This is a genomic window from Isosphaeraceae bacterium EP7, assembly GCA_038400315.1.
Classification (GTDB): domain Bacteria; phylum Planctomycetota; class Planctomycetia; order Isosphaerales; family Isosphaeraceae; genus EP7.
Genome location: CP151667.1, coordinates 1,786,861 through 1,812,124, shown reverse-complemented (window position 1 = coordinate 1,812,124; position 25,264 = coordinate 1,786,861). Strand labels below are relative to the sequence as shown.

The 25,264-nt window shown below is 66.8% G+C and carries 13 protein-coding genes; 7 read left to right on the top strand and 6 right to left on the bottom strand.

What is annotated here, in order from left to right; genetic code table 11:
* Positions 1 to 828 precede the first annotated feature (828 nt).
* On the top strand, positions 829 to 11,613 hold the full coding sequence (locus EP7_RS07010; RefSeq protein WP_463527084.1) for an Ig-like domain-containing protein: 10,785 nt from the start codon (positions 829 to 831) through the stop codon (positions 11,611 to 11,613).
* Between the two features lie 157 nt (positions 11,614 to 11,770).
* Here EP7_RS07010 and EP7_RS07005 read toward each other — a convergent pair whose 3' ends face one another.
* Complete coding sequence (locus tag EP7_RS07005; protein ID WP_463527082.1) at positions 11,771 to 12,193, bottom strand: cytochrome C; 423 nt, start codon at positions 12,191 to 12,193, stop codon at positions 11,771 to 11,773.
* A 180-nt stretch (positions 12,194 to 12,373) separates the two neighbouring features.
* Positions 12,374 to 12,859, bottom strand: a complete 486-nt coding sequence (locus tag EP7_RS07000) for a nucleoside 2-deoxyribosyltransferase (RefSeq protein ID WP_463527081.1) — start codon at positions 12,857 to 12,859, stop codon at positions 12,374 to 12,376.
* A gap of 326 nt (positions 12,860 to 13,185) precedes the next feature.
* On the opposite strand from EP7_RS07000, the gene EP7_RS06995 reads away from it, so the two are divergent.
* The 3 genes from EP7_RS06995 to EP7_RS06985 all read left to right on the top strand — a co-directional run bounded on the left by EP7_RS06995 (position 13,186) and on the right by EP7_RS06985 (position 15,982).
* Positions 13,186 to 13,983 carry a hypothetical protein gene (locus EP7_RS06995; protein ID WP_463527079.1) on the top strand — a complete coding sequence of 266 codons (798 nt, stop codon included), beginning with the start codon at positions 13,186 to 13,188 and terminating at the stop codon, positions 13,981 to 13,983.
* A 357-nt stretch (positions 13,984 to 14,340) separates the two neighbouring features.
* Positions 14,341 to 15,318 carry a hypothetical protein gene (locus EP7_RS06990; protein WP_463527077.1) on the top strand — a complete coding sequence of 326 codons (978 nt, stop codon included), beginning with the start codon at positions 14,341 to 14,343 and terminating at the stop codon, positions 15,316 to 15,318.
* Positions 15,319 to 15,460: 142 nt separating this feature from the next.
* Complete coding sequence (locus EP7_RS06985) at positions 15,461 to 15,982, top strand: hypothetical protein (RefSeq protein WP_463527075.1); 522 nt, start codon at positions 15,461 to 15,463, stop codon at positions 15,980 to 15,982.
* A gap of 96 nt (positions 15,983 to 16,078) precedes the next feature.
* On the opposite strand, the gene EP7_RS06980 is transcribed toward EP7_RS06985, so the two are convergent.
* From EP7_RS06980 to EP7_RS06970, 3 genes are all read right to left on the bottom strand, one after another.
* Positions 16,079 to 16,972, bottom strand: a complete 894-nt coding sequence (locus EP7_RS06980) for a bestrophin family protein (protein WP_463527073.1) — start codon at positions 16,970 to 16,972, stop codon at positions 16,079 to 16,081.
* Between the two features lie 71 nt (positions 16,973 to 17,043).
* Entirely contained in the window at positions 17,044 to 18,783 is a 1,740-nt protein-coding gene (locus EP7_RS06975; protein ID WP_463527071.1) for an RsmB/NOP family class I SAM-dependent RNA methyltransferase, read from the bottom strand.
* Positions 18,784 to 18,878: 95 nt separating this feature from the next.
* Positions 18,879 to 19,070, bottom strand: a complete 192-nt coding sequence (locus EP7_RS06970; protein WP_463527069.1) for a hypothetical protein — start codon at positions 19,068 to 19,070, stop codon at positions 18,879 to 18,881.
* 1,068 nt (positions 19,071 to 20,138) lie between these two features.
* On the opposite strand from EP7_RS06970, the gene EP7_RS06965 reads away from it, so the two are divergent.
* Positions 20,139 to 21,722 carry an esterase/lipase family protein gene (locus EP7_RS06965; protein ID WP_463527067.1) on the top strand — a complete coding sequence of 528 codons (1,584 nt, stop codon included), beginning with the start codon at positions 20,139 to 20,141 and terminating at the stop codon, positions 21,720 to 21,722.
* 418 nt (positions 21,723 to 22,140) lie between these two features.
* On the opposite strand, the gene EP7_RS06960 is transcribed toward EP7_RS06965, so the two are convergent.
* Positions 22,141 to 22,530 (bottom strand): DUF3362 domain-containing protein, encoded by a 390-nt coding sequence (locus EP7_RS06960; protein WP_463528377.1) that lies wholly within the window; start codon positions 22,528 to 22,530, stop codon positions 22,141 to 22,143.
* Positions 22,531 to 23,334: 804 nt separating this feature from the next.
* Between EP7_RS06960 and EP7_RS06955 the strand changes: the two genes are divergently transcribed.
* Positions 23,335 to 23,886: a hypothetical protein gene (locus EP7_RS06955; RefSeq protein WP_463527065.1), complete on the top strand. Its 552-nt coding sequence runs from the start codon at positions 23,335 to 23,337 to the stop codon at positions 23,884 to 23,886.
* 17 nt (positions 23,887 to 23,903) lie between these two features.
* Positions 23,904 to 25,241 (top strand): Dyp-type peroxidase, encoded by a 1,338-nt coding sequence (locus EP7_RS06950; protein ID WP_463527063.1) that lies wholly within the window; start codon positions 23,904 to 23,906, stop codon positions 25,239 to 25,241.
* Positions 25,242 to 25,264: the final 23 nt, after the last annotated feature.

The window sequence follows — 25,264 nt, the reverse complement described above, 5'->3', positions numbered from 1 at the left end:
GTGCGCTGTGGACTTTAGGAAACATGGCGGGCGAGGAGACGGATTCCTCGCCATGATCAATTCTTCACGCTTCGCGATGTCGGTCCGGTCGCGGCGACTCTGACGCGCGATTGCGGCCCGATTCCGGCGGAAAGGATCAAGATCGAGACGTCGATCTTCTCGCGTGGAGAGGCGCCGGAGGGCCTGTGGTGGCTAAAAAACCGGTCGGATGAGCGGCGCGGGCGGTTTCGGAAAAAGAGGGGAACGGGTGCTCCGACGAAGTTTGACTTCCCCTGGCCAGGTGACACATTCGTCTTGGTTCGCCATCGCACCGCGGCACGCACCGGTCCTCGAATTCGCCTGGCACAACTTCTCAGACGCACTTCTCACGCGGATTTTTGCAAAGAATTTTGTTGACGGACCGGTCGTAGTCATTAGGATGACATGCATGCACGCAGTCAATCTCGCACTCATGGGCTCTTCGACTTCCTTCCGAGACATCGTTGTCGAGGGTGTGACGTCGGGGCCGGGTGCTGTGCGGGGCGATGGCGGGGTCTCGGGGGTTGGAGGGTTGCGCCCGCAGGGCGAGGCCATTCGGCCGATCGGGGCTCGATTTTGAGACAGGGACCGCCGAAGGAAACTGGTCGTTGACAGCTCAAGGATGGGTTGAGTCGCTCGAGGGTCGTCTGGGCAGCGAGCCCCGGCGGCCGACGACCGGTGCGGTTTGCGTTTGAACTCGTCGATTTATCTCGCAACGAAGGATTTCCCGTCCCCGCCGAAGGCCGGCGCCGCACGTCGGCCGGGCCCGGGGAGGTCGGATTCCAAGGGCTTACCGGGGGGTCTGTCGCGATGGCTCGCTACAAGGGTGACGGGAAAGATCAGGACCGCCGCAAGGGCGCCTCAGGGAATCGGATCAACGGGGTCCCTCGAGTCGAGGCCCTGGAAGAGCGAAGGCTGCTCGACGGCAACGCGTCGGTCACGCCGCTCTTCACGCCGACGAACGGCAATCAGGCGGACACGGTCAACGGGCCGCTGGCCAATCTCGGCACGAAGCTGGTCACGGTCTACCAGGAGTTCAAGGGTGCCGGGTTCCCGGTCCAGTTCCGGTCGAGCCTCGCCGAGGTCGTCCAGATCAAGGGCAACCGGGTCGGCATCGACGTCAAGATTAACGGCGACATGAAGGCGGGCCTGACGGCGCTGACCAACCTCGGCTTCACCGTCGGGGCGCTGGACACGGTCACGAACGTCGCCGAGGGGACGATCCCGATCGCCAACCTGCCGACGCTGGCGAGGACCCCGCAGGTGCTGGCCGTCGCGCCGATCCTCAGGCCCAAGCTCGCCACGCAGGGGATCGCCCCCAACCAGGCCGACACGTCGATGCTCGTGGCGACGGCCCGGACGCAGTTCGGCCTGACCGGTGCCGGGGTCAAGATCGGCGTCCTCTCGGACAGCGTCAACCTGGTCACCAACCCCAACGGCCTGGTCGGCCTGGCCGGCTCGGTGCAGACTGGGGACCTGCCGAGCAACGTGACGGTGCTGGAAGACCTTGCCGCCGGCGACGGGGGCACGGACGAAGGCCGGGCGATGCTCGAGGAGATCTACGACCTCGCCCCCGGCGCCCAGCTCTTCTTCGCGACGGCGTTCACCGGCCCCGTCGGCTTTGCCAATAACATCCGGGCCTTGGCCGCGGCCGGTGCCCAGGTGATCGTCGACGACGTCGGCTACGGCAGCCAGCCGTTCTTCCAGGACGGCGTGATCTCGCAGGCCGTCTCCGACGTCCGCAACCAGTACAACGTCCTGTACTTCTCGGCCGCGGGGAACTCGGCCGACCAGGGCTACGAGAGTGCCTTCCGGGCCACGAACACCACCGTGGGCAGCCTGGGCTCGGGCACCTACATGGACTTCGATCCGGGCCCGGGCGTGACCACGCAGCTGCCGGTCACGGTCACGGCCGGAGGCGCCATCGACTTCCAGTACGATCAGCCCTTCTACACGACCTCGGGCGTGACGTCGAACGTCGACTTCTTCCTGCTCAACGCCGACGGCTCGGTCGCGGCCTCGGGCACCGACAACAACGTGGCGACCCAGACGCCCGACGAGTTCGTCGCGAACATCCCCGCGGGCTCCTACACCGCGGTGATCAAGGTCATCTCGGGGCCGTCGATTGGCCGCGTCCGGTTCTCGAATTTCAGCCGGTCCGACGTCACCGTCTCGCATCAGTTCGGCACGGCCGGCGACACGTCGTACCCGGCCACCTCGGGGCAGTCCACCTCGGCCGACGGGATCGGCGTGGGTGCCGTCCCCTGGTTCAACCTCGCGCCGGATTACGCCACGAATCGGAACGAATCGTTCAGCTCATTCGGCCCGGCGAACTTCCTCTTCGACGCCACGGGCAACCGCCTCTCCTCGATCCAGCGCCGGCAGAAGCCGGACATCAGCGCGACCGACGGGATCAACACGTCGTTCTTCGGCGGCCAGTTCACCCCGGGCGTGGTCCCCGGCAATGTTGACACGCTGTACAACTTCTTCGGCACGTCGGCCGCGGCGCCCAACGCCGCCGCTGTGGCCGCGCTGATGAAGCAGCTCAACCCCGGCGTCACGATCGACCAGGCCCGCGCCGCCTTCGCGGCGACCGCCACGCCGCTCAACGGCCAGGCCCAGGGCTCATGGACGCCCCAGGCGGGCTTCGGCTTCATCAATGCCTCCGCGGCGCTGGCTCAGGTTGACCAGCTCCGGGTGAGCAGCACGACGCCGGCGAACAACTCGACGGTGACGACGGCGCCGACCTCGATCACCATCAAGTTCTCCAAGAACGTCAACCCCGCGACGCTCGACGCGTCGGACCTGATCGTGACGTCGCTCCCCTCGGGCGTGACGGTCACCGTCGGCACCCCCTTCTTCCCCGTCGCCGGAGATGCCACGCAGGTCTCCTTCCCGCTGACCTACGCACGGGCCGGTGCGACCGCCAACGGCAACTACGCCTTCTCGCTCGCGGACAACTCGATCGTCGCCGCCGACGGCAAGGGCCTCGTCGCCTACTCGCTCCGCTACACACTGGCCGACACGATCGCCCCCAAGGTGGTCAACACCCAGATCGTCGGCCGCCTGATCCTGGTCCAGTTCAGCGAGGCGCTCGACCCGAACACGGTGACCCCGTACAACATCGGGTTCGCCTCCAGGGGTACCGGCTCGTTCACCACCAACCTGGCCCTCGCCCCCGGCGCGAAGTTCACCTCCAACGCGGCGACCGGCCTGGTGACGATCGACCTGTCGGCCCTGCCGCAGCTCTCGCTGCCGACCGACCTGTACGCGATCGTGGTGACCTCCGCGGTCAAGGACGTCGTGGGCAATACGCTCGACGGCGAGTTCTTCGGCACGTTCCCCTCGGGCAACAACGTCGCCGGCGGTACATTCATCCAGTACATCGGGCCGCTCGCGCTGACCCCGCCGGTCATCGTCAACCTGACGCTGGCCACCGACAGCGGGATCCCCTCCGACGGCAACACCGGCGACGTCCGGCCGACCTTCGTCGGGCAGGTGGCGACCACCTTCCCCGGCACCGTCGCGGGCCTGCGGGTGCTGATCCAGTTCAACGGCCTCAACGGCGGCCAGCCGATCACCCTGGGCCTGGGTGCCAACAATCGCGGGTACATCGGCTCCTTCGACATGGAGACGACGACCGACGCCAACGGCTTGTTCAGCTTCCGCGCCCCCTCGGCCCTCGCCGACGGATACAACCAGGTCCGGGTCGTGGTCATCGCCGGCCAGGACAACCCCAATGCGGCCGGCTACTCGTCGTACCAGGACAACTCGTTCCGGATCGACAGCGCCAGCCCGACGACGAGCATCAACCCCACCACGCCCCTGCTCGTCAATGGCATCCCGACCTCGGGCGGCGCGCTGATCGGCTCCCTGACGACGATGTCGCTCACGGTGCAGGACCCCAACGTCGGCACCGGCCTTCTCGTGCCGACGCAGCTGTCGTTCCCGGCCCTCGACCCGTCCAGGGTCAGCAACGTCAGCAACTATCAGCTGTTCCTCTACGACCCGGCCACCGGTGCCGCCGTCGATTACAGTAGCGTGATCACCGGCGCCGTGTTCGTGCCGACGACCAATCGGGCCAACCCGACGGTGCCGTACACCGGGCGGATCGACCTGACCTTCAACAGCGGCTCGCTCCCCGCCGGCCTGTACGTCTTCAAGATCAAGCAGTATGACCCGGCGACCGGCGTGGGGATGACTGACGCCGCGGGCAATTCCTTCGACGGCGACCCGATGTCCCCGGGCATCCAAGACTTCGTCCTGACCCTGAACATCCAGACCCAGCCGGTTTACCTGAACAGCTTCTACGCCATCAGCACCGACGGCACGGTCCAGGGGCCCAAGGCTTACTTCGAGCAGACCGGGGGAACCCCCAATGGGGCCGCCGCCCCGCCCTCGCAGTTCATCCTGGACTTCTCCAACCCGCTGAACGGCGCATCGCTCAGCGCCAATTCGATCCAGGTGTTCGGATCTCGCGACTCGGCGAACACCGCACCCGACGGCGACTTCGGCAACTTCGGCATCACCACCGACGTGAACGGGAACGTCAACACGGGCGGCGAGTTCACCAGGGTCGGCGGCGTCCAGATCATCCTCGACCACGTCGTGGCGACCTCGACGAGCTTCGGCCAGCCGGGCTATGCCAGCCGCCTGCGTGTGATCCTGCCGTCGGGCCTGGCGCCCGACAACTACCGGATCTACATGCCCAACGCCGGCGCGTCCGCCCTGAAGGACGCCTTCGGCAACACCTTCGACGGCGAGTTCCTGGGCACCCAGTCCGACACGAACAACCCCCTGCTGTACGACACCCTTCAGCCCAACGGGCTTTATCGCCCGGGGATCACCGGCGATAGCCGCCCCGGCGGTGCGTTCGTCACCGGGTTCACCATCGTCCCGCACGGCAACGTCGTCTTCGTCAATCCCGACGCGATCGACAATCCGTTCGACTCGTCGGACGACCCCACAGGCTCGGCTGCCCGCCCGTACTCGACGCTGGCCCCCGAGGGGCCCAACAACAATGCGTCGAACTTCGGGACCGGCTTCAATACCGGCCTGGACCGCAACGGCAACGGGCACTTCGACCGCTCGGCGTTCATCGCGGCCCGGGACCTGGTCACGGCCAATGGCGGCCCCGTCATCGTCCTCGCCCAACGCGGCTCCCTGGTCACCGACGCCATCAGCGGCCAGAACATCCGCCGTCCTTATGTCATCCAGGCCCCGTCGGGTTCCGACCCGATCCTGAACGACGGAAGCGCCTCGGTGCCCGCGATGACCACGCTGGTCATGACCACGGGCACCACCGTCAAGATGCAGAACGCCAGCCTGCTGGTGCAGCAGAACGGGGCGGCCCTCCAGCTTCAGGGCAGCCAGCTGGGCACCGACCGGGTGACGTTCACGTCGTATGCCGACGACACGATCTCGGGCGACACGAACCGGGACGGTAGCAGCTCGGCGCCCCAGGGCGGCGACTGGGGCGGCATCGTCTTCCGCAAGTACAACAACTCGGGTCGCAACACCTCGTTCACGGTCGACGGGGTGCTGCCCAGCACCGCGGGGGCCGACGACGTGATGTCGAGCCTCGTCTTCGCCAACCTGCTGTACGGCGGCGGTACGGTCCCGCAGACCGTCGGCACGCGGTATGACACGGTCACGCTGTTCAACAGCCGGCCGACGATGACGAACCTGAACATCAACTTCTCGGGCCAGACGGTCGGGACCCAGGCCCCGATCTCGGGCGACCTCAACTCGTTCCGCGAGGACGACATCTCGCGGGGGCCGCTGATCCGTCGCGTGAGCCTCCAGGGCAACACGCTCAACGCGATCCTCGTCCGCCCCGAGATCAACGGTCTCATCAGCCCGTCGAACGCGATCAACTACGCCGCCGATGCACGCGATCGCGGCGTCCAGCGTACTTACGTCTTCGACGAGTCGCTGCCGCTGGCCTTCCTGGCGACCGTGCAGCTGGGCAACTACTTCCTGGAGGCCTCTGGCGGGCAGAGCGGCTCGCTGAACGCGAGGATCAACGTCCAGCCCGGCTCGCTGCTGAAGTTCACCCGCGGTGCCGGCATCGAGATCGCCTCGGGCTCGCAGATCAACATCGGCGACCGCAACTACATCGATCAGTACGATGTGAATGCGAATTTCGCCGCCACCGACACCGGCTTCCGTGCGGCGGAGGTCGGATCGGCCAAGGCCGTCCTGACCTCGCTCTTCGATGACGTCGCCACCACGTACTACGTGGACAACAACATCATCGACCCCGCCACCGGGCAGCCCCTGCGTCGCACGATCGTGGCCCCGCTTGATAGCGACGGCGGCGGCACGGCCCTCCAGCCCAGCCCGGGCAGCGTGCAGTACGCGGCCCGCTGGGGTGGCATCACCGTCCTGGACGGTGCCATCCTGGTCACCGACGAGGCCCAGTATTACTACGGCGGCGGTGCGTTCAACACGCCCGACAGCACCGACGTCCTCAGGCCCGTGATCTTCCTCGCGTCCCAGCGCTTCTTCGGCGGCGGGTCGAGGGTGATGATCACCAACAACGACTTCTTCGACAATTCGGACGCGGGCATCGGCGCCACGCCCAATGCCCTGGCGGCGGGCGACCCGCTCCGCCCGCTCGTCTCCGCCCACCCGTTCTTCCGCGGCAACGTGATGCAGCGGAACACCTACAACGGGATGCGGATCTACGGCATCCGCGCCATCACCGGCACCGACAACACGACCACCATCGTCGAGCTCGTCCCCCTCAACGGATCAGTCAACCAGACGGTCTCGTCGGTCTGGGACGCCACCGACCTGACGTACATCCTCAAGGGCACGCTCCAGTTCGAGGACAACGTCAACCTGACGCTGCAGAGCGCTGTGCCGGGGACCTTGCTGGCCAACGGCGAGATCATCGGCAAGCCGGGCGAGTCGCTGGTCGTCAAGCTGCTCAACGATTATGCACCGGCCGGTAACGGGGTCAGCGGCTCGACCAGCAGCGTGGTCGGCGGTGCTGGCTTCATCGTGGGCGTGGACAACGGGATTGACCCGGATGCCGACTCCCTGATCGACCCCGGCGTGGACGCCTCGATCCGCATCCTGGGCGTGCCGGCCAACGAGACGACCGGGCAGTCTCGCGTGCCGGTCATCATCACGTCGCTGAGGGACAACTCGATCGCCCGGACCGTCCGCGGCGTAGATCAGTCGGTCTCGGCCCCCTCGTTCACCGGGGCGGCTGCGGCCGGCGACGGCGGGATCATCTTCGTCGGTGGGCTGGCGAAGACCTCGGGCAACCTGTACGACCCGACCAGCGGCACCGTCATCGACAACGCCGACATCCGCTACATGACCCGGATCGAGTTCCAGGGCGGGGGCCTGATTCGCAACGCCATCGACACCGGCCCGCCCACCACCGACGGCTCGCCGATCGTCCCCGACGGGTCTTACACCAACGCGGACGATCTCCGGGGCCAGTTGAACGGCATCAGCCCCATCACGGGGAATTTCGACCCGACCCTCGCCTCCCAGTCAACCCTGGCGGTGCGGATCGCCACCACGAACCTGTCCAACTTCAGCCAGACCGGGGTCCTGGCCCACCCGGGCTTCAACCTGCTCGCCAATAACCCAGCCCTGAACCCCGGCCCGACCGATCCGGCCTTCATCAGGACCGGCGTCCGCGGCCGGCCGGTCGACCTGTACCTGGTCAACAACACGCTGAATACGATGCCGATCGGCGTGCGGGTGGTTTCCGAGACGACCGTCGGGCCATTCGGCCAGTTCAGCACGACGGCCGACTCGCAGCAGCAGCCCTTCTACGTCGCCCTGCTGAACAACACCTTCTACAACACCGACACTGGACTGCAGACCGCGGGTCAGCCGCTCCAGGTGGGGACCAGCTTCAACCTGTACTCCAGCGTTCGCTGGCTCGCCCTGAACAACATCTTCTCCAACAACCGGACCGAGGCGATCACCTCGGTCGGGATGATCATCGACAGCGACGCCCAGTACAACCTGTTCTTCCAGAACGGGAGCAACCTGAGCTACACCAATCGCGGGGTCGACGGCTCGTTCCCGACGAACGCCGGTGCCTCCTTCAGCGACCCGAAGTTCCGCGACCCGGCGAACGGCGACTTCCGGCTCCAGCCCGGGTCGGGCGCCATCGACGCCAGCCGCTCGGAGCTGGGGCCGAACTTCTTCGGCAACATGCTCCAGCCGATCTTCGACGCCAACGGGAACCGCACCAATGGCCGTCAGATGGCCAGCTCCAGCGGCTTCGGCGGCTTCTTCTCCTCCTCCGACATCGTCAGCCTCCCCGGCTACACGCTGACGAGCTACTCGAGAGTGGCGATCCCGGTCGCACCGACCTATATCCCCAACTCCTCGGCCCCCAACCCCAGCACGTACTCTTATGTGCTGATTGCCGGCGAGCGTGACCAGGCGGGCTTCCTCCGCCAGGACGACGGCGGAACCCCCAACTCCGGGTTCGGCAGCCGGCCGTTCTTCGACATCGGTGCCTTCGAGTACCGCCGGCTCTTCCCGCCCCACGTGGTGTCGTTCCAGACCGTCACCGGCAGCGGCCAGAACGTGCAGGCGACGAAGCCCGACGGCACGACGGTGGACCTCTACTCCGTCGGCAGCGTGGCCGGGATCAACGTCAACCCCTCGGTCATCCGGTTCGCCTTCGACCGTAACCTGGACCCGACGACGATCAACAACCTGACGGTGCTCCTCCAGGCATCCGGCGGCGACGGGATCTTCGGCAACGGCAACAGCCCGCTCGACACCTTCATCGACCTCAGCGGCAAGGTCACGCTCGATCCGCTCAACCCCCGGATCCTCATCATCAATGTGGGGGCCGCCGGCCTGGCCCTGGCCAGCGACGAGTACCGGATCCAGCTGAAGGGGACCGGACAGTCGGTCATCCGAGACAGCTCGGGCAACGCCCTCGACGGCGAGAACATCGACGCCAACGGCAACCAGATCGCCCTGCCCTCCGGCGACGGGTTCCCCGGCGGGACGTTCCAGCTCACCTTCACCGTGGACACGACGTCCCCGTCGTTCATCCCCGGCTCGGTGATCCTCGACCCGGCCAGCGACACCAACATCGTCGGCGACCTGATCACGGCGGACAACACCCCGTCGTTCGTCGGCCAGATCACCGACGTCTTCCCGCCGACCAACCCGCTCCAGAACCAGACCGTCTACCTGGAGTACTACAACGCGCCGGCCGGGGGCTACCAGCTCGTCGGGACCTCCCAGACCGACGCCAACGGCAACTTCAACGTCACGACGTCCAACCCCTTCCCCGACTCGCCCTACAACGTGGGCAACGACGGGATCCTTGGCACGTCGGACGACTCCGGTGCCAGTGCCGTCAGGATCACCGCCCAGGACACGTCGGGGAATCTCTCGACCTCCGTCGTGACCGGGTTCGTCATCGACACGGTGGGCCCGGACATCACCGGCCTGACCCCCGCGCCCAACACCCAGGCCCCCCTGGTCGGTGGCTCGGTGAACTTCTCGCTCACGTTCAACGAGAACGTGGACCTCTCGACGTTCAACACCAACACCGTCCAGCTGGTCGGCTCCGGTGGCGACGGGATCTTCGGCAACGGCAACGATCAGATCATCCCGCTGAACGCGGCGAGCATCGCGGGCGTCTACTACGCCGCCGGCAACACCCTGCACACGACGCAGGGGCAGATGACCGTCAACTTCAGCTTCAGCGGGTTCACCCGCAATGACCAGTACCAGCTGACGATCCGGGGCTCGGGCACGAACCGGGTTACGGACATCGCCGGCAACGCCATCCTCGGCGGGACCGACCTGACCACCGGGATCGTGGTCTACTCCCCCGCCCTCAGCAAGAGCTACTTCGTCGGCGGCCTGGGCTACGTCATCGACCCGACGGCGTCGCAGGGCAGCCGGACCAACCCGTTCCAGTCGATCAACGCCGCGATCACCGCGGCGGGGGCCGGCGACATCGTGGCCGTCCTGCCGGGCGTCTACGGCGAGGCGGTCACGCTCAAGTCGCTCGTCACGGTGATGTCGGTCGATCCGTCGAGCTCGGCGGGCAACTACATCCCGGGCAACGCCCAGGAGACCGTGATCCGGGCCCCGCTGAGCAGTGCTGATGCGGCCGGCATCGTCACCTCGGTGACGGCCACCAACATCATCAGCACGTCGGGTCTGGTGACGACCTTCCAGGGCTTCACCGTCGCGACTCCGCTGCTGGGCAACCCGGCGACGGGGATTCAGAGCGGTGACTCGATCGGCCTGAGCGTCACGAACTCCGACATGCTCATCACGAAGAACTACTTCGTGAACTCGGGCTTCGGGATCAAGGTGACCGAGGCCGGGGCCAACGCCGCCACCCCGCTCGTCCAGGACAACGGCATCGTCGGCAACGGCATCGGCCTGTCCATCATCGACGCGGGCGGCGGCACCTCGCTGACCCGGCCGATCCAGGTGGCCAACAACACGGTCACGTTCAACACCGTGGGCATCCAGGTCGGTGCGCTCGGCTCCTCGCCGGTGCTCGCCCAGACCGTCAACAACATCTTCTGGCAGAACAGGGACCTGGGGACCACCCACCCGGGCGCCGCGATCTCCGCCAACTTCGCCGGCAAGATCACGTCGAACAACAACCTCTTCTCCAACAACGGCCCGAACCTGACCAGCCCGGCCGATGACACGGTCAACGTCACCAACGGGTTCAACCCGGCGATCCTGACGGCCACGCCCGACTCGCTGGGCAACTTCACCGGTGCCCCCGCCTTCGTGGCACCCCGCGACCCGAGGCCCTCGGCCGACGGCCCCGGCGTGTTCTTCCTGGACGGGAACTTCGACCTCCAGCTCAGCTCGGCGGCCATCGACGCGGCCCTGGGCAACCAGGCCCCCGCGAACGACTTCCGCTCCAGGGGCCGGGTCCGGATCACGGGCCGGGGCTTCCCCGGCACCGGGCCGGCCGACGTGGGTGCCTTCGAGTACAACGGCACCGGCGGAATCGCCGCCGGGGCGACCTTCCGGGTTGTCAGCACCTCACTGGCCGACTCCGGGGCCGCCAAGGCCAACAACCGCATGATCAGCGGGAACGGCCTCAACGCCGTCGTGGTCACCTTCTCCGGGTTCCCCGACGCCGCATCGATCGTCCCCGCCGACCTCGTCCTCGCCGGAGACGCGGTCGACCCCGCCAACCCCGCACGGGCCACCAGCCTCACCTGGCTGAACGCCTACACCGTCCAGTTCAACCTGAACGGGAACCTGCGTCAGAACGGTACCCTGATCGCCTCGATCAACGGTGCCGCGGTGACCGACTCGATGAACGGCCGCGGCAACGTGGCCTTCAGCGACGCGGTGCAGATCTCGACCCCGGTCCTCGCGCCGGTCGTCGCCCCCGCCACCCCCCCGGCCGCCGCGGCACCCGTCGCCCCGGCCCCCGGGAGAACCCCGGTGAAGGTTTCGCCCGCCGCGGCCCGTGCCGCCGCCAACGCCAAAGCCGCGGCGGCCCGTGCCGCCAAGGCCGCCGCCGCGAAGGCCGCCGCCGCACAACGGGTGGCCCTCAGGCAGGCCGCCGTCCCCAAGGGCCCGGCCCGCGCCTTCCGCTCCTGAGCCGGAAGGGCCGTCGGCCCGAGACCCTTTGACCGAATGACCGGAGGCCCGGGGGACCAGTTGTGTCCCCCGGGCCTCCGGCATTTGATTCGGGGCGGAAAAGGCCGCCAGTCACACCGGTTTCGCTCGCCTCAAATCGAGACGCCGGTGCCGGCGGTCACTTGCCCTTGTGCTGGGAGTGGCAGGCCTTGCAGGACGCGGCCAGCTTGCCGTGGGCTTCGAGGGCCGCTTCCTTGTTCTTCTTGGCGGTCGCCTTCTCCAGCGAGGTCGCCTGGGTGGAGTAGTCGCCCGCCAGCTTCTTCCAGGAGTCATCCGTCCCCTTCGCAGGGGTGTTTTTCAGCAGGTCGGCGGCGAGCACGGCGAATTCCTTGGACTGCGTCTCCAGCGTCGTCCAGTCGGGATTCTCGGCCTTCAACTCCTTGGCGATCGTCGGCGTCAGCGACTTGGGGCCTTTGCAGAGCTTGCCCATGATTTCCTTGATCGTCGGCGTCTCGGCGAAGTAGGCTTCGGCGGAGAAGGAGCCGGCGAGCATCATCGCCAGGCCGGCAAGCGTGGCTTCAACCTTCGAGATTCGCAGCATGGACCGTTGCTCCGGAGGGACCAGTTCCAGGATCTGAAATATAAGGGCGGTCGCCATCGAACCGCGCAGCATCGCACTCACGCAGCTTTCGACGTCGGCGTCCCGATCAGAACGTCTCACGGGGCCGATATGGTGGCAAGGGGCAAGACGCAGAATCCCGATCGAGAAAACGAGGTTCTCTCAGGGTTTCGCGGCACGCCCGATCGGCTCGACCGACGCGGGCACCGAGTTCAGGGCCTCGAGGATCGCCCGTGCGACGTCCTCGAAGCGTGTCCCGGGGTCCGGCAGATGCACGACCTCGGAGGCGGCCTGCGAGAGCATCAAATTCAGGCTACAGACGGCCTGACCGGGGAGGGCATCGCCGCCGCCGCGGAAGTCGGTCCGGACCAGCACGATGGGGATCCCCAGGGCGTAAGCGACTCCGCACTCGAAGCAGGTCCCGCTGTCGGCGTCGGCCCCGTCGAGGATCGCCACCAGGGCGTCCGCCCTTCGGACGCCGTCGATGTCGACCCGGAAGATTGCGTCGGCTTCGAGCGATGCGATCGCCTTGACCTCGACTTGCGGCAGGAAGACCGAGTGGCCCGCGGCCGACAGTTCCGCGGCCATCAGGGCGTTCCAGGTGCGTTCGGCCTGGGTGAACAGGGGGCCGGCGAAATAGAGTTGCATCCTGACTCCAAGTCTCTGACGCCGTGGGCGAGTTGCTATGTTCGGTTGGCGGTCGGCCGTCGGATTGTGTTCGGCGGCGACGCGTCACGCCAGAGTGGTCCGTAGACGGTCCGGATTTGCACGCCGGGAGGTTCTTGGGGATTCATCCGGAAGTTTCGCCAATGCCGGGGAGGCCTGGCGGCCGATCATGAGAGTGAGTCGTCCGGAGCGTCGTCGGCGGAGCCCGCGACCTTCCTGCCTTGAGTTTCGATGTCGGTCCCACCGCGACCCCGGCCCGAAGGGTCGCGAACGCCCCTGGGATCGGCCCCGGGAAAAGGAGTTCCCAGATGCGTCGGATCGTCCCCATCGGCCTGACCTTGCTCGGCGCCATCGCCGCGCCCGCCTCTGCACTGGCCCAGTCGGCGGCCACCAGGTCGCCCGCCGGCCATTCGGCCCCGACCCAGGCCGTCACGGTCGTCGAGGGTGAGGCCGGCCACTCGCATGCCCACAAACACGAGCGAGGCATGTTCCGCAAGGCTCGCCCTTGCATCGAGTGCCAGCGAGCCAAGCTTGCCTCGCAGGGGATCTTCGTCCCCCCGCCGCCCGACGCCCTTCCCGCCCGGATCCCCGCCGGCAGCGTCTGCACCTCCTGCCAGCAGGCCGCCGCGGCCGGTGGCGAGGTCGTCACGATGGTGGGCATGCCGATCGAGTCGTCGGACGAAGCCGCCGGTCATGCGGTCGTTGGCGACCTCGGCCATGGCCAGCCCACGGGCAATATGGGCATCGCCGGCGCCGAACCGGTCCCGGTCGGTGTCGTGCAGACCAACTACAACGCGGGTGCCCCGGCCCCCTACTCCGTCGCCGACCGGATTGACCCGCTCGCCCGCGGCCACGCCGGGATGACCCGCCCGCAAGGCCCGGTGCCGATGAACGGCCCGATCCCTCCCGCCCCGACCCCCGCGTCGAGCGGTGCCAACGCCCGCCCCCGGGTCCTGGCCCACCTCTTCGGCTTCGAAGGCATCGGCCGGGCCGGGCGTGAGGCCCGCGAGCAGAAGGCCCGCGAACAGCACGCCAAGATCTCCTACGGCAATGCCGGCGGGCCGATCAGCGAGCTGCCCGCCTCGATGGTCTACGGCGGCCGCTAATCAGGTCGCGCGGGCCCCTGCCCTTCGAACGCAATTTCCAGAGGCCGCCGGACGTCGCTTGCGACCTCCGGCGGCCTCCGGTCGTCGACGTCGATCGCCCCAATTCCCAGTTCCATTTCAGAAGTCGCCCAGCTTACGCCGATCATCTGGGTGACTGTGACTGCCAGGCTCACCAGACCTTCCTATTCGATGGAACCTTTGACGGAGCGATCCGCCGAGGTGTCGTCGGAGAGGTGGCCGAAATGGGCAAGGCGTTCGCGCACGGGACATCGGCCGATGGACAGGAGTCCGCGGCCGGCGCCGCCCGAGACCGGACACTCCAGGAGGGAGCACACCGAGAACGATAAGGGAGTGATCATGCGCCTCGGAATTTGGCGGGGAGTTACGCTCGGGCTGGCCATGGTCGGCCTGGCTGCGTCATCGGTGATGGCCGACGGGAGGCTCTTCCACAAGACGATCCCGTCGCTCTCCCCCGCGATCGACGTGAATACGGGCGGTCCGTACATGGCCCCCCCGATCCCCTACGGTCATTACGTAGGCAAGGATCTCTCGGGCAAGCTCGGCAAGCATGTCGGCCTGCTCAAAGGGAAGTTCTCGGGCCTGGGACACGCCGGACATGGCGGCGGCGACTGTGCCGACGGCAATTGCGGCGGCCACGGCGGCGGCGGTGGCCACTTCGGCGGCCACGGCGGCGGCGGGCTCGGCAAGGGCTGCGGGCTCTTCGGCGGCGGCTGTGGCCTCGGTCACGGTGGCGGCGGTCTCGGCCACGGCAATGCCGGGTGCGATTCCTGCGGCGGGCTCGGATCGAGCTACGGCGTTGGCAAGCATGGCCACCACGGTGGCGGCGTCGTGATCGCGTCGAACCAGTCGCCGGCGATCATCCCCAGCGGCCAGGGTGTCGTCGCCTCCTCGCAGGGTTACTTTGGCGACCCCTGCTCCGATCCCGGCTGCGGCCTGGGTCACGGCGGACTGCTCTCGAAGATCTGCGGCCCCTGCGGCGGCAAAGGCCTCGGCTGCGGTGCTTGCGGCGGTAAGGGCCTGTTCAGCGGCGACGCTTGCGGCTCGTGCTTCGGCAAGGGCTGCGGGAAGTGCGGCGGACTCGGCCTGTTCAACAAGGGTGGCTGCGGCTTGTGCGGCGGCAAGGGCTGCAAGTCCTGCCTCGGCGACAAGCTGGGCGGCCTGAAGGCGGGCCTGCTGGGCAAGCTCCACCACAACAAGATCCAGTACTTCGTCGGGCCAGGCGGGCCGGTGCCCATCACCCCCGGCTATGTGCCCTACATCAACCCGGTCCGCTCGCCGCGTGACTTCCTCTCCTTCCCCCCCTACACCCCCTGATACGGGGCCGACGGTTCGGGATAGGCCGAGGGATGGACACTCCCCGGACGGATTTCAACAAAGGGGCCCGGCGGCCGTTCGCCGGGCCTCGACCCATGGATGGACGGAAGACGAGGCCGAAGCTCACAGGAGGTGAGGGACGATGACCCGACCCAGTCTGACCAAGCTTACGACACTGGCCCTGGCGATGGCCGCCCTGACCTTCGCCCAGGCCGGTCGGGCCCAGGCCCAGGTCCCCCAGCCGCACGTCGCCGACCCCAATCTGCGGAGTGGCCTACTTTATCGGCACATGTCGATTACTTCGGGCTTGCCGCACGACAAGGACCGCGACGACTGGTATGACACGCGCTGGAACCCGCCCAACCTCAAGCACCCGAATCTGGTGATTGACGGCGGGCTCTATGGCATGCGCTGGAAGGGGAATTGCACCTCGTGCAACACCCCCAATTTCCGCGGCTCGCCCGGCGCCAGCACCCTCTGCCAGAACTGCATCCCCAAGAGCAAAGCGGCACGCTGGACTCGCCAGATCTTCCACCCCAATGCCCCGGTGGGGATGTACTACGCGGGCGGCTGCTATGTGCCGATCTACGACCTCGACCGCTTCGTGACGGGCCCCGGCCCGTTCCCGTTCCCCTACTTCTTCAACTGGGGTAGCGGAGGCTGATCGAAGGCCCGCCGAAGAGACCTCTCTCCATGATTACCGCCCACGCCGCAAACGCGCGTGGGCGGCTCGCGTCGACCGACAGGCGATCTCGCCCGTTCAGGCCGCCGCCCCGGCGGGCTCGACAAGTTGCGGCAGGGGCTCGGTCAGGAGATTGGCCTCGATCTTGGCGCAAATCTGATCCAGCGGCAGGTCGTTACAGTCGAAGCCGAATGGGTCCTCGATCTCGACGCCAATCTCCTCGATCCCGAAGAACGTGTAGGCCAGGAGCAGCGTCGCGGGCACGGTCAGCCAGCCATACGTGTCGACCAGGGCGAGCGGCAGCGTGTAGCAATACAGGATGAGCGCCCTGCGCAGGTGCACGACGTAGACGAATGGGAGCGGTGTGCTCCTGATTCGCTCGCATCCGCCGATCAGGTCGATGAGGCGCTGGACATTCTGCTCCAGCACGGAATGGAGCGGGTCGTTGAGCGAGCCCCGGCGGCGGGCCTCGGCGAGCCCCAGGGCGATCTCTCGAGCCACGCTCGAAGGGGTATGCGATGAGTCCAGAGCCCGGCGGACTTCGTCCTCGGGCAGCCTGCCGGCGGGCGGGCCCAGCCCATCCTGGCTGCGCAGGGCCCTCATGCAAGAGTAAGGGAACGCGGCCGTCCAGAGCACGACACGCGCGAGCAGGTCGGGATCTCCGGCCAGGTGGACCCTCGCCGCCATGTTCAGGCTGCGACACTCGTTGACGATCCCGCCCCAGAGCTTGCGCCCCTCGGTATAGCGGTCATTCGAGGAGCTCGTCCGGAAGACCAGCAGCAAGCCCAGGGCCACCCCCACAAGGGTATGAACCGTTGTGGGGGCGATGAGCCAGGGATATCGCAGATGGGCCAGCACCACGACGGCCGACCAGCCGACGCAGGTCAGGACCCGCGCGAGGATCTCGCGGACCATTGACCCTTTGATGTCCAGCAGATGCGCATGCCAGGCGTGCGGGTCGTAGTCGATCATCGCGCGAGGGCTCGGGGTCCAGGGACGTGGGGGTGCGTCTCGGCCTCAATGGGAAATCGATGGCACTGAGACTAACGGGTGCGGATCATCCGGGCGATGAACATGGCGTCGCAGTCGCCGTCCTGGGGCCAGATTTGCAAGGTCCCGTCGGTCGGCTCGCCGTTGAACGGGTGGGGGAACGGGTCGAGTTGGAAGTCGGGATGGGCTTCCAGGAACGGCCGGATGACGTTGCGCGTCTCCGACGGGGTGAGCGTGCAGACCGAGTAGACCAGGGTCCCGCCCGCCTTCACGCCCTGGGCGGCCGTCTTGAGGATCTGCGCCTGGGTCTCGGCCAGCCTGGGGATCGACTCTCGCTCGAGCGTCCAGCGGGCGTCGGGGTTACGCCTCCAGGTGCCTATTCCCGAGCAAGGGGCGTCGACCAGCACGCCGTCGAAGCTGCCCGGCTTGCCAGCGACCCGCTTGCCGTCCCAGAGCTTCGTCGTGATGTTGCGGAACGGGCTCCGACGCGCCCGGCGGACGGTCTCCTTGAGCACCCGCTCGTAGACGTCGGTGGCGACGATCTGCCCCTTGCCCTGCATCAGCGAGGCAAGATGCAACGACTTGCCGCCTGCCCCAGCGCACGCGTCCCACCAGCGGTTGCCCGGGTCGGGGTCGCAGACGAACCCGACGGCCTGGGAGGCGAGGTCCTGGATCTCCAGATGCCCGCGCGTGAACGCGGCCAGGTGGTGGACGTCGGAGTCGGGGTCGAGCTTGCCCGATCCCAGCAGGGTCCGGTGGATCCATGGGCGGACCCCCGACTTCGAAAGCTCGTCCCAGAGCACCTTGGGATCGGCCCCCTGCACCCGCACCCAGAGCGGCGGCCGATGCTGCATCGACTCGAGCAGCTCGAGGTACTTCTGCTTGGGCGGGGCGCCGCCCGGAGGCAGCGGCAGGTGCTCGCGCAGCCAGGTGGGGAAGAGACGCCAGGGGTCGGCGTTGATCGCGTGGTGACCGACGAGCCGCTTCAGGACCTCGGCCCTGGCCGTCCAGTTGGGAGCATCGCCGCCGTTGACGAGCATGTCGGGGTCGCGGCCGACGATCTTGGCCCACATCCGATGCACGGGCGAGACGGCGGGCGCATCGAGCAGGCCGGCGATGAGCAGACGATCGAGCGGGGTCGTCACGTGGGTCGAGTCGAGCCAACCGCGCCAGCGGAAGAGTGCGAACGTGGCCCGGGCGATGAATCGCTGGTCGGGCAAGGCGAGGTCGCGCCTGGTGCGCAGCAGCGACGAGAGCAGGCGGTCGGCCCGCTTCCCCTCGTTGATCACGGCCGCCTCGACCTGACCCGCGATGCGAGCGGTCTCCTCGGCGAGCATCCCCAGCGGGATCACCTGCGCGACGCGGACCTGGGGGACGACAGGGGCGTCACGTTGGGAGCCCTTGGTCATGTCGCGGCCCCGGCCTGCCCCTTCGAAGGCACGCCGGCTCTGGTCGGTCCGCACGCGATCCTGGGTCAATGGCCCATGAGCCTGACCCGGTCCCGGCCGCCGCGACCCGCGCTTCTTCTGCTGTTGCTGGTCGGAGCTCTTGGATCCGCCCCCTTGCCCTTGCCCCTGGCGTTCCGTCGACTGCGGCTGCTTGGGCGGTGCCTTCCCCTTGCCGCCCCGGCCGCGCTGGCCCCTGGGCTTGCGGTCGCCGGCAGGCTTCTGCTGGGACTCGGAGCCGGCGATGTATTCGACCATGAGCGGCTGCTCAGGCCGGCTAGACGGCTTGATCAGGCCCGGCTCGGGCCGGTTGCGGGTGGGCTTGGGACGATTTCGGGGTCGGTTCATAGGGGAGGCCTGCGTCGGGCGTGGCGGGCTGATTGCTCCGCCGTCGCCCATCCTTTCGGTCGTGATCGCGGAGACGATGTGGAAGAATGCGGACTTCAGCGGGATCGCCGCTTGGCCGTCTTGCGGCCCGGGCGATAGCCGCCCCCCTGCCCGCCCTCGTTCGCGGGCCTCGCGGCCGGCCGGGCGTTGTTCGTCAGCGTGGGATGGTCCTGCCCGATGGCGGACCCCTGCGGCTTCAGTTCGTGGACGTACTTCCCCTCGCCGAGGGCCTTGTTCGCCTTGAGCATCCGGGCCCGCACCGCGGCCTTGGGGGCTGGGCCGGGATCAGGGCGTCGCGCACCTCGAAGTAGTTCTCGGGCTTGAAGAACTGCAACAGGGCACGCTGGAGCTCGCGGTCCATCAGGTGCTTGGCCGTGTAGACCTCTTCACCCGTGAACGGGTCGAGGCCCCTGTGAGACATGAACGAGGCGATGTTATGGACGATCTCCATCAAGCCCAGTATACGCGGAGATCTCACGAATAGCATGTGACTACTGCCGGGCACCAACATTGCCGTCTCACACTCAGCTTAATCGTCCTACTGGCGTTTCCTGGTCGCCACGATTGAAAACGGGCATCGGCCGGTTTAGACCGGAATGAGTTCGTGGTCCGCAATAACGTCACGGTTCCCGGGAGCGCGGGGCGATGATGCCCAAGGCCGATACGGTTGGTTTCGACTCTTGCCAAGGATTCGGGCGAAACATCCCTCGGGCCAGCCGGACCTGACCTCTTTCGGGAGAGACCTGGAGGGAGGTTGAAACTAGCCTGTGTCCCCATTTCCCCCTCGTCCCCATTTCCCCGCCCCATGCGAGGTCTGCTCGACCGGATGAGCACTCATTTGACTCGACGTCCTGCTTTCGGATCGCTGTGTGTGCTTACTGGTCCGTCGCATGGGCTCCCTGAGGCGAGTGGCCTCGCCGGCGGAGGACAGTCCGTCGAATTGTCCGGGCCACCCGCTTCGAGAACAAGAAGACGGCCATACAGACCCCACGACTCGCGTAGCCGGCAATCCCAACTCGGCGGGATGCCAAGTTAGCATCAGGATTTATGCCAGGGCTAGCGATAGTTGAAGGCGGTCGTGCCGCTTCGCGAGCGTTACGACCGGAGCCTGGCGTGGCGGGGAGATCAAGGACGAGAGTTCGGGGGCGAGGACAGCCCATCGCGCCACTGCCGGCGAGCCGGACTGCTCGATGGAGCGAGCGTCGATGAGTGACATTCTGGTGCCGTCTGCGAGGCGGTCTGTCTGGGGGGGGCACTTCGTTGCCCTAGTCCTCGCGGGAGTGTGCATCGCGTCGGTGTCGGAGGCGTCCGAATCGGTGGCGTCGCCCTCGCTGGAACGGGCCATCGCCCTGAGCGAGCGGGCGTCGCGGGCCATCGTCGAGGATTGCGCCGACGGCGTCGACCTGTTCTACGCGGCGGCCGTCGAAGCCTATGGCGTACTCGCACTGAACGAGGACAACCTCGACTCGCCCGCGTGTCGAGAGGCAATCTGCCTGTACAACGACTCGCTCCACAGATGCCTCCAGGCCGCAGCGGCGTTCGGGCGGATCGATGCGCGATCGCGGTTGGAGATCGTCCGGGATGGTCGCCGGGTCGTGGTGCCAATCGTGCACCGGGGGTTCGTCTGGTCGCCGCAGGACTTCTCGATGCTCGTCGACCCGGCGACCATCGAGCCGATGCCGGGCATCAAAACGCAGCACGCACGAACTGGGTTCGGGGCCGTCGAGGTGGTCCAGCGCGTGGACCTGAACAAGACGACGCCCTTCCTGGCGCGGAGCCACCCGTTCGCCGCCACGGCGGTCCTCCGCCCCGACCTGGCGGCCTGGTTCGGTGCCGCGGCCCCCGACCCAGCCGGCGATCAACTGGAATTGATCGACCCCTGGCGGGTCGACGCAGTGGCCCTGGGATCTCGGATAATTCGACTGGCAGCGGATTTTGACGCGCCGATGTCTCAGTTTTGGGCGACATCCCGAGGGTCGCGGATCGGTTCGCTCGCGTTCCTACGGCCCGGCGACTTTGGGGAGGGCGAGGGCCTGTACGTCTTCGAGCCATACCAGCCCGGCAAAATCCCCGTGGTCCTGGTCCACGGCCTACGCAACACGCCCCTCGACTTCGCGCAGATGCTCAACGACCTTCGATCCGACCCGGTGCTCAACGCCCGGTATCAGTTCTGGGCCTACTCCTATGCGACGGGCAACAACTTCCTCCGCAGCGCGCGGCTGTTGCGCGGTGATCTCAATCGAGCCCGAGCGACCTTCGATCCCGGCAATAACGACCCGGCTCTCGGCCGGATGGTGCTTGTCGGGTACAGCATGGGTGGACTGGTCTCGAAGGCCCAGGTCACCGGGTCCAGCCAGGCCATCTGGGAGACGGTGTTCTCTCGCCCGCTGGAGTCGCTTTCCCTCGAGCCAGAGACGAGCCGGCTGCTCTCCGAGACCCTCTTCTTCGAGCCGCAGCCATCCATAGGACGGGTGATCTACCTGGCGACCCCTCACCGCGGGGCGAGCATGGCCAACGCCGCCATCGGCCGGCTGGCCGATTCGCTGGTCCAGTTGCCGGACGATACCCGGGAGGCCTATCGCCGGGTCCGCAGTGACAACCCCGGCGCGTTCCGCCCCGGGTTCGCACGGCCGGTCACCAGTATCGACTTGCTCGAGAAGGAGCACCCTTTACTCATGACCCTCGACCAATTGCCGCGATCGCCGGCGGTCACCTTCAACAACATCGTCGGTCTCCAGCAGAAGCACGACCTCAGGCCTCCCGGTGACGGCATCGTGCCTCTGACTAGCTCCCGGATCGGCGGGGTCGCCAGCGAACTCCTCATCGACGAGGGCCACGTCAAGATGCCGACCAATCCGGCCGCCATCGCCGAGATTCGCCGCATCCTCCTCGAACCGTAGAAGCCCGAGGGAAGCGGTGGCGGGGGGGACGGTCGGCCGGTGTCCTCCCGGCCCCTGGTGGTTCGGCATCACGGCTCGTTGGGGTCCGGGGTCGGGACGACTTCGACTGCCCGCCGCGACCCGGGTTGTTCGCAGCGAGCGCTTTCACTGAATCTACAAGCCGGGTCCGTCCGCCGTGGACATAACAGACATGCAGGCTCGCTCAGGTCCTTTCCGGATGGCGCACAGCTCAGTCGAGCCTCTGGAACGCCCTGTGTCGAACTCTGACGCTCGAAGGGTGAGCAGCCGGACGGTGACGATTTCCTTCAGCGTGGCGCCGCGCTCTTCGGTCTGATCAACCGATGCCGTCAAGCCTCCTAGCGAACATACAACGATTCGGGGCGAGCCCGAGGCGGCTGATAGGACGGTCAAAGACTGGTTACGGTCGAGGGCTTGAACCGCCGCCTTTCCGTTCGCGTTTCGATGACTGACGGTTCGCTGTCGTGCGCCCCGGTCGGTAGCCCTTGCTGGATTCGGGATTCGGGATCTGGCGGACATACTTCACCTCCCCGAGCGACTGATTCGTCTTCTCCTTGCGCGCACTCAGTGCCGCCTTGGACGGTTGTGACGGGATCAGGCAGTCGCAGCCGTTTCCGATGAGGTCTCCTCGACCTGCCCTGAGCAGAGCCTCATGCACCATGAAGTCGTTGTCGGGCTTAGAGAACTGCATCAACGCCCGCTGCATCGTTCGATCCTGCAAACCTCTGGCGACAGACACTTCTTCCCCGGTGAAGGAGTCTATCCCAGACCAGTCACATGCGGTGGCGATGTCAGGCGTCCTCGTGCTTCAGGAATTGGCATGCCCGGCGCTCGCAGCAGCAGGATTGCGATCACCGGTGGCTATCCTCCAACTTCCTCGTCGCTGCCATGTCGATCACGAGGAGGGTGTTCCTCCTGCTAAAGCGGAAGCACGTCTGTGTTTTGAACCGAAGCGCGCAAAGCTGGTGTGTGTTCGTGTCCTGCAGTCGACCGGTGTGTTCCATCGGGCGGGCGGCCCTCCGAGCACCCCGAGTTCCCCGCCGACATCTGGACGGGGGGTTTCGGGACGAGTCCAATATGTGCTGAGAAGACCAGAGTGAGGTCGCCGACGGTGAAGCCAAGGCCCATCGGGGAAATCCGGGCCAATTCGAAGGTGCGCGGCCGAGAAGGCCAGTCGTGGCGGAGGCCCTCAGGCGGAGTTGGGCAACGTTCATCGGTCGTTCGGGCGGGCCGATGATTTTCCGGCTGATCCTCCAACCGCCCTGCTCCCTCTTCTTCGAGATTCGCGGTCGAGTTCGCGATGTGCGGGAAGGCCGGCCTCCCTTCGCGTGGACCGTCCTCTCGAATCCAGGCCACAGGCACGAGTTGTCACAACAGGGCTGGGGAGATGTACGGAATACTTTCATCCTCGCGCCCTTCCTCGACTCGATCGACCAGGTCATCGTGCCTGATGGCATTCACACCCTGGTCGTCCCGTGAGTGATCGTTCGAGGCCTCGCGAGGCGGCAATCGGGCGTGAGTCGTGCCGATGGGCGTGCTCGAAATCCAGCAAAACCAAGCAAAGACCCTCGACAAGACAGACAGGAAGACTGACATGCAGCACGATTGGACGAAGCCCGCCGCCAAGGCGATCCCGAAGGGGGGATTCTTCGACGAGAAGCAGGGACGGTATGGTCCGATCTACCCCAAGACTCCCGCGTGTTATGGCTTCACGATCATCGCGAAGATCAAGCCCGGCACGGAGGAGACTATCCGTGCGTATGGGAAGAAGATCGAGGAAACCATCGCCGGCCTGCCCGACGCCCTCGAGGTGCTCAAGCTGCACTACCTGCGCTGGGTGCTATTCGACATCGGTGCGGAAACATACTTCATGTATCAGGGCATCTTCGACACCGACTTCGATAAGTACACCGAGGACGCAGTTTCACTCTTCTCGAAATACGGCATCAACACGATCTTCGAGAACCTCGAAGGGTTCCCCGAGGATTGGAAGTCGAACCCCGCGGCCTTCGTCAAATTCGTCCGGGAACACCAGTGCCCAAGCTTCCTCGAATACGGGGAGTATCCTTACGTGAGTGCCGACGAGATCAAGAAAGCGCTCAGGCTCAAGGCGGCATTCTCCACGATGCTCGACCAGATGCAGTAGTCCACAGGGGATGCGACGTGCTGGAACTCGACGACTTGCAACATATCCTGCTCGCCCGGGCGCCGGCGCTCGCGGCGCGCTACGAGTTCTTATCCTTTCGTACCCCCTCCGCCGGCCGGAGTTGGCTCACGGGCATCCTGCCGACGGTCCAGTCGGCCGCCGAGGCACGCGCCTCGATGGACGCGAACAGCCGCTGGGTGACCGTGGGCCTCACCTGGAACGGCCTGCGGGCGCTGGGACTGGGCGAGGCGTCGCTGGATTCGTTCCCCGAGGAGTTCAAGCAGGGCATGGTCGCCCGGGCGGAAGTCCTTGGCGACACGGGTGCGAACCACCCCGACCACTGGGTGGGTGGCCTGGCCAGCCCGGATCTCCACGCCATCGCCATCCTCTTCGCCCGCGATCAAGCAGAACGGGAGCGTTGCCAGTCGGAGCATCTCGACCTCGTCGCGAAATGCGGGGGCGTGGAGGTACTCTCGTCGCTCGATCTCGACGCCACTCCGCCGTTCGGCTACGCGCACGACCATTTCGGCTACCGCGACCGGATGTCGCAGCCGGTCATCGAGGGCTCGGGCGATGAGCCGACACCCGGTTCCGGAAGCCCCCTGAAGGCCGGGGAATTCGTTCTCGGCTACCCCGACGAGGACGGCAACGTGGCCCGCCAACCCGAGCCGGAGATCCTCCGCCTCAATGGCAGCTACGCCGCCTACCGCCGCCTGGAGGAGCATGTGGGGGCGTTCCGAGACTTCCTCCGCGAGCACGGCCAGACGTCGGAGGAACAGGAACTCATCGCCGCCAAGCTCATGGGCCGATGGCGCAGCGGCGCCCCGCTCGTCCTGGCACCGGAGAAGGACGACGCGGCCCTCGGGGCCGACCCGCAACGCAACAATGACTTCAACTACAAGGAATCGGACCCCCTCGGCTACGCCGTGCCCTTGGGATCACACATCCGTCGCATGAATCCGCGGGACACGGCCGCGAACATGAACCGGCGCCGCATGATCCGTCGTGGGGCGACCTATGGGCCGCATCTGCCGGAGGGCGAGCCGGAGGACGGCCTGGAACGCGGGATCGCGGCCTTCGTGATCTGCGGGAGCCTTATCCGCCAGTTCGAGTTCGCTCAAAACGTGTGGGCCAACGACAAGAACTTCCACGAACTCGCCAACGAACGCGACCCGATCATCGGCAACCAGGACGGCACGCTGGAATACAAGATCCCCAGGCGACCGATCCGCAAGAAGATCACGGGGCTGCCGGCATTCACGACCGTCCGGGGCGGGGCGTACTTCTTCCTGCCCGGCCTCAACGCGCTCCGGTACCTCGCGACCCTGCCCGACGGCCGCACGAATCCGCACTGAAACCGTGGACATCTTGAGGACAT

What these genes read in the sequence shown, in the direction of transcription:
- EP7_RS06980 (WP_463527073.1), bottom strand. Translation starts at nt 16,972, where the DNA reads ATGATCGACTACGACCCGCACGCCTGGCATGCGCATCTGCTGGACATC.
- EP7_RS06995 (WP_463527079.1), top strand. Translation starts at nt 13,186, where the DNA reads ATGCGTCGGATCGTCCCCATCGGCCTGACCTTGCTCGGCGCCATCGCC.
- EP7_RS06985 (WP_463527075.1), top strand. Translation starts at nt 15,461, where the DNA reads ATGACCCGACCCAGTCTGACCAAGCTTACGACACTGGCCCTGGCGATG.
- EP7_RS07005 (WP_463527082.1), bottom strand. Translation starts at nt 12,193, where the DNA reads ATGCTGCGAATCTCGAAGGTTGAAGCCACGCTTGCCGGCCTGGCGATG.
- EP7_RS06955 (WP_463527065.1), top strand. Translation starts at nt 23,335, where the DNA reads ATGCAGCACGATTGGACGAAGCCCGCCGCCAAGGCGATCCCGAAGGGG.
- EP7_RS07010 (WP_463527084.1), top strand. Translation starts at nt 829, where the DNA reads ATGGCTCGCTACAAGGGTGACGGGAAAGATCAGGACCGCCGCAAGGGC.
- EP7_RS07000 (WP_463527081.1), bottom strand. Translation starts at nt 12,859, where the DNA reads ATGCAACTCTATTTCGCCGGCCCCCTGTTCACCCAGGCCGAACGCACC.
- EP7_RS06975 (WP_463527071.1), bottom strand. Translation starts at nt 18,783, where the DNA reads ATGAACCGACCCCGAAATCGTCCCAAGCCCACCCGCAACCGGCCCGAG.
- EP7_RS06970 (WP_463527069.1), bottom strand. Translation starts at nt 19,070, where the DNA reads ATGCTCAAGGCGAACAAGGCCCTCGGCGAGGGGAAGTACGTCCACGAA.
- EP7_RS06990 (WP_463527077.1), top strand. Translation starts at nt 14,341, where the DNA reads ATGCGCCTCGGAATTTGGCGGGGAGTTACGCTCGGGCTGGCCATGGTC.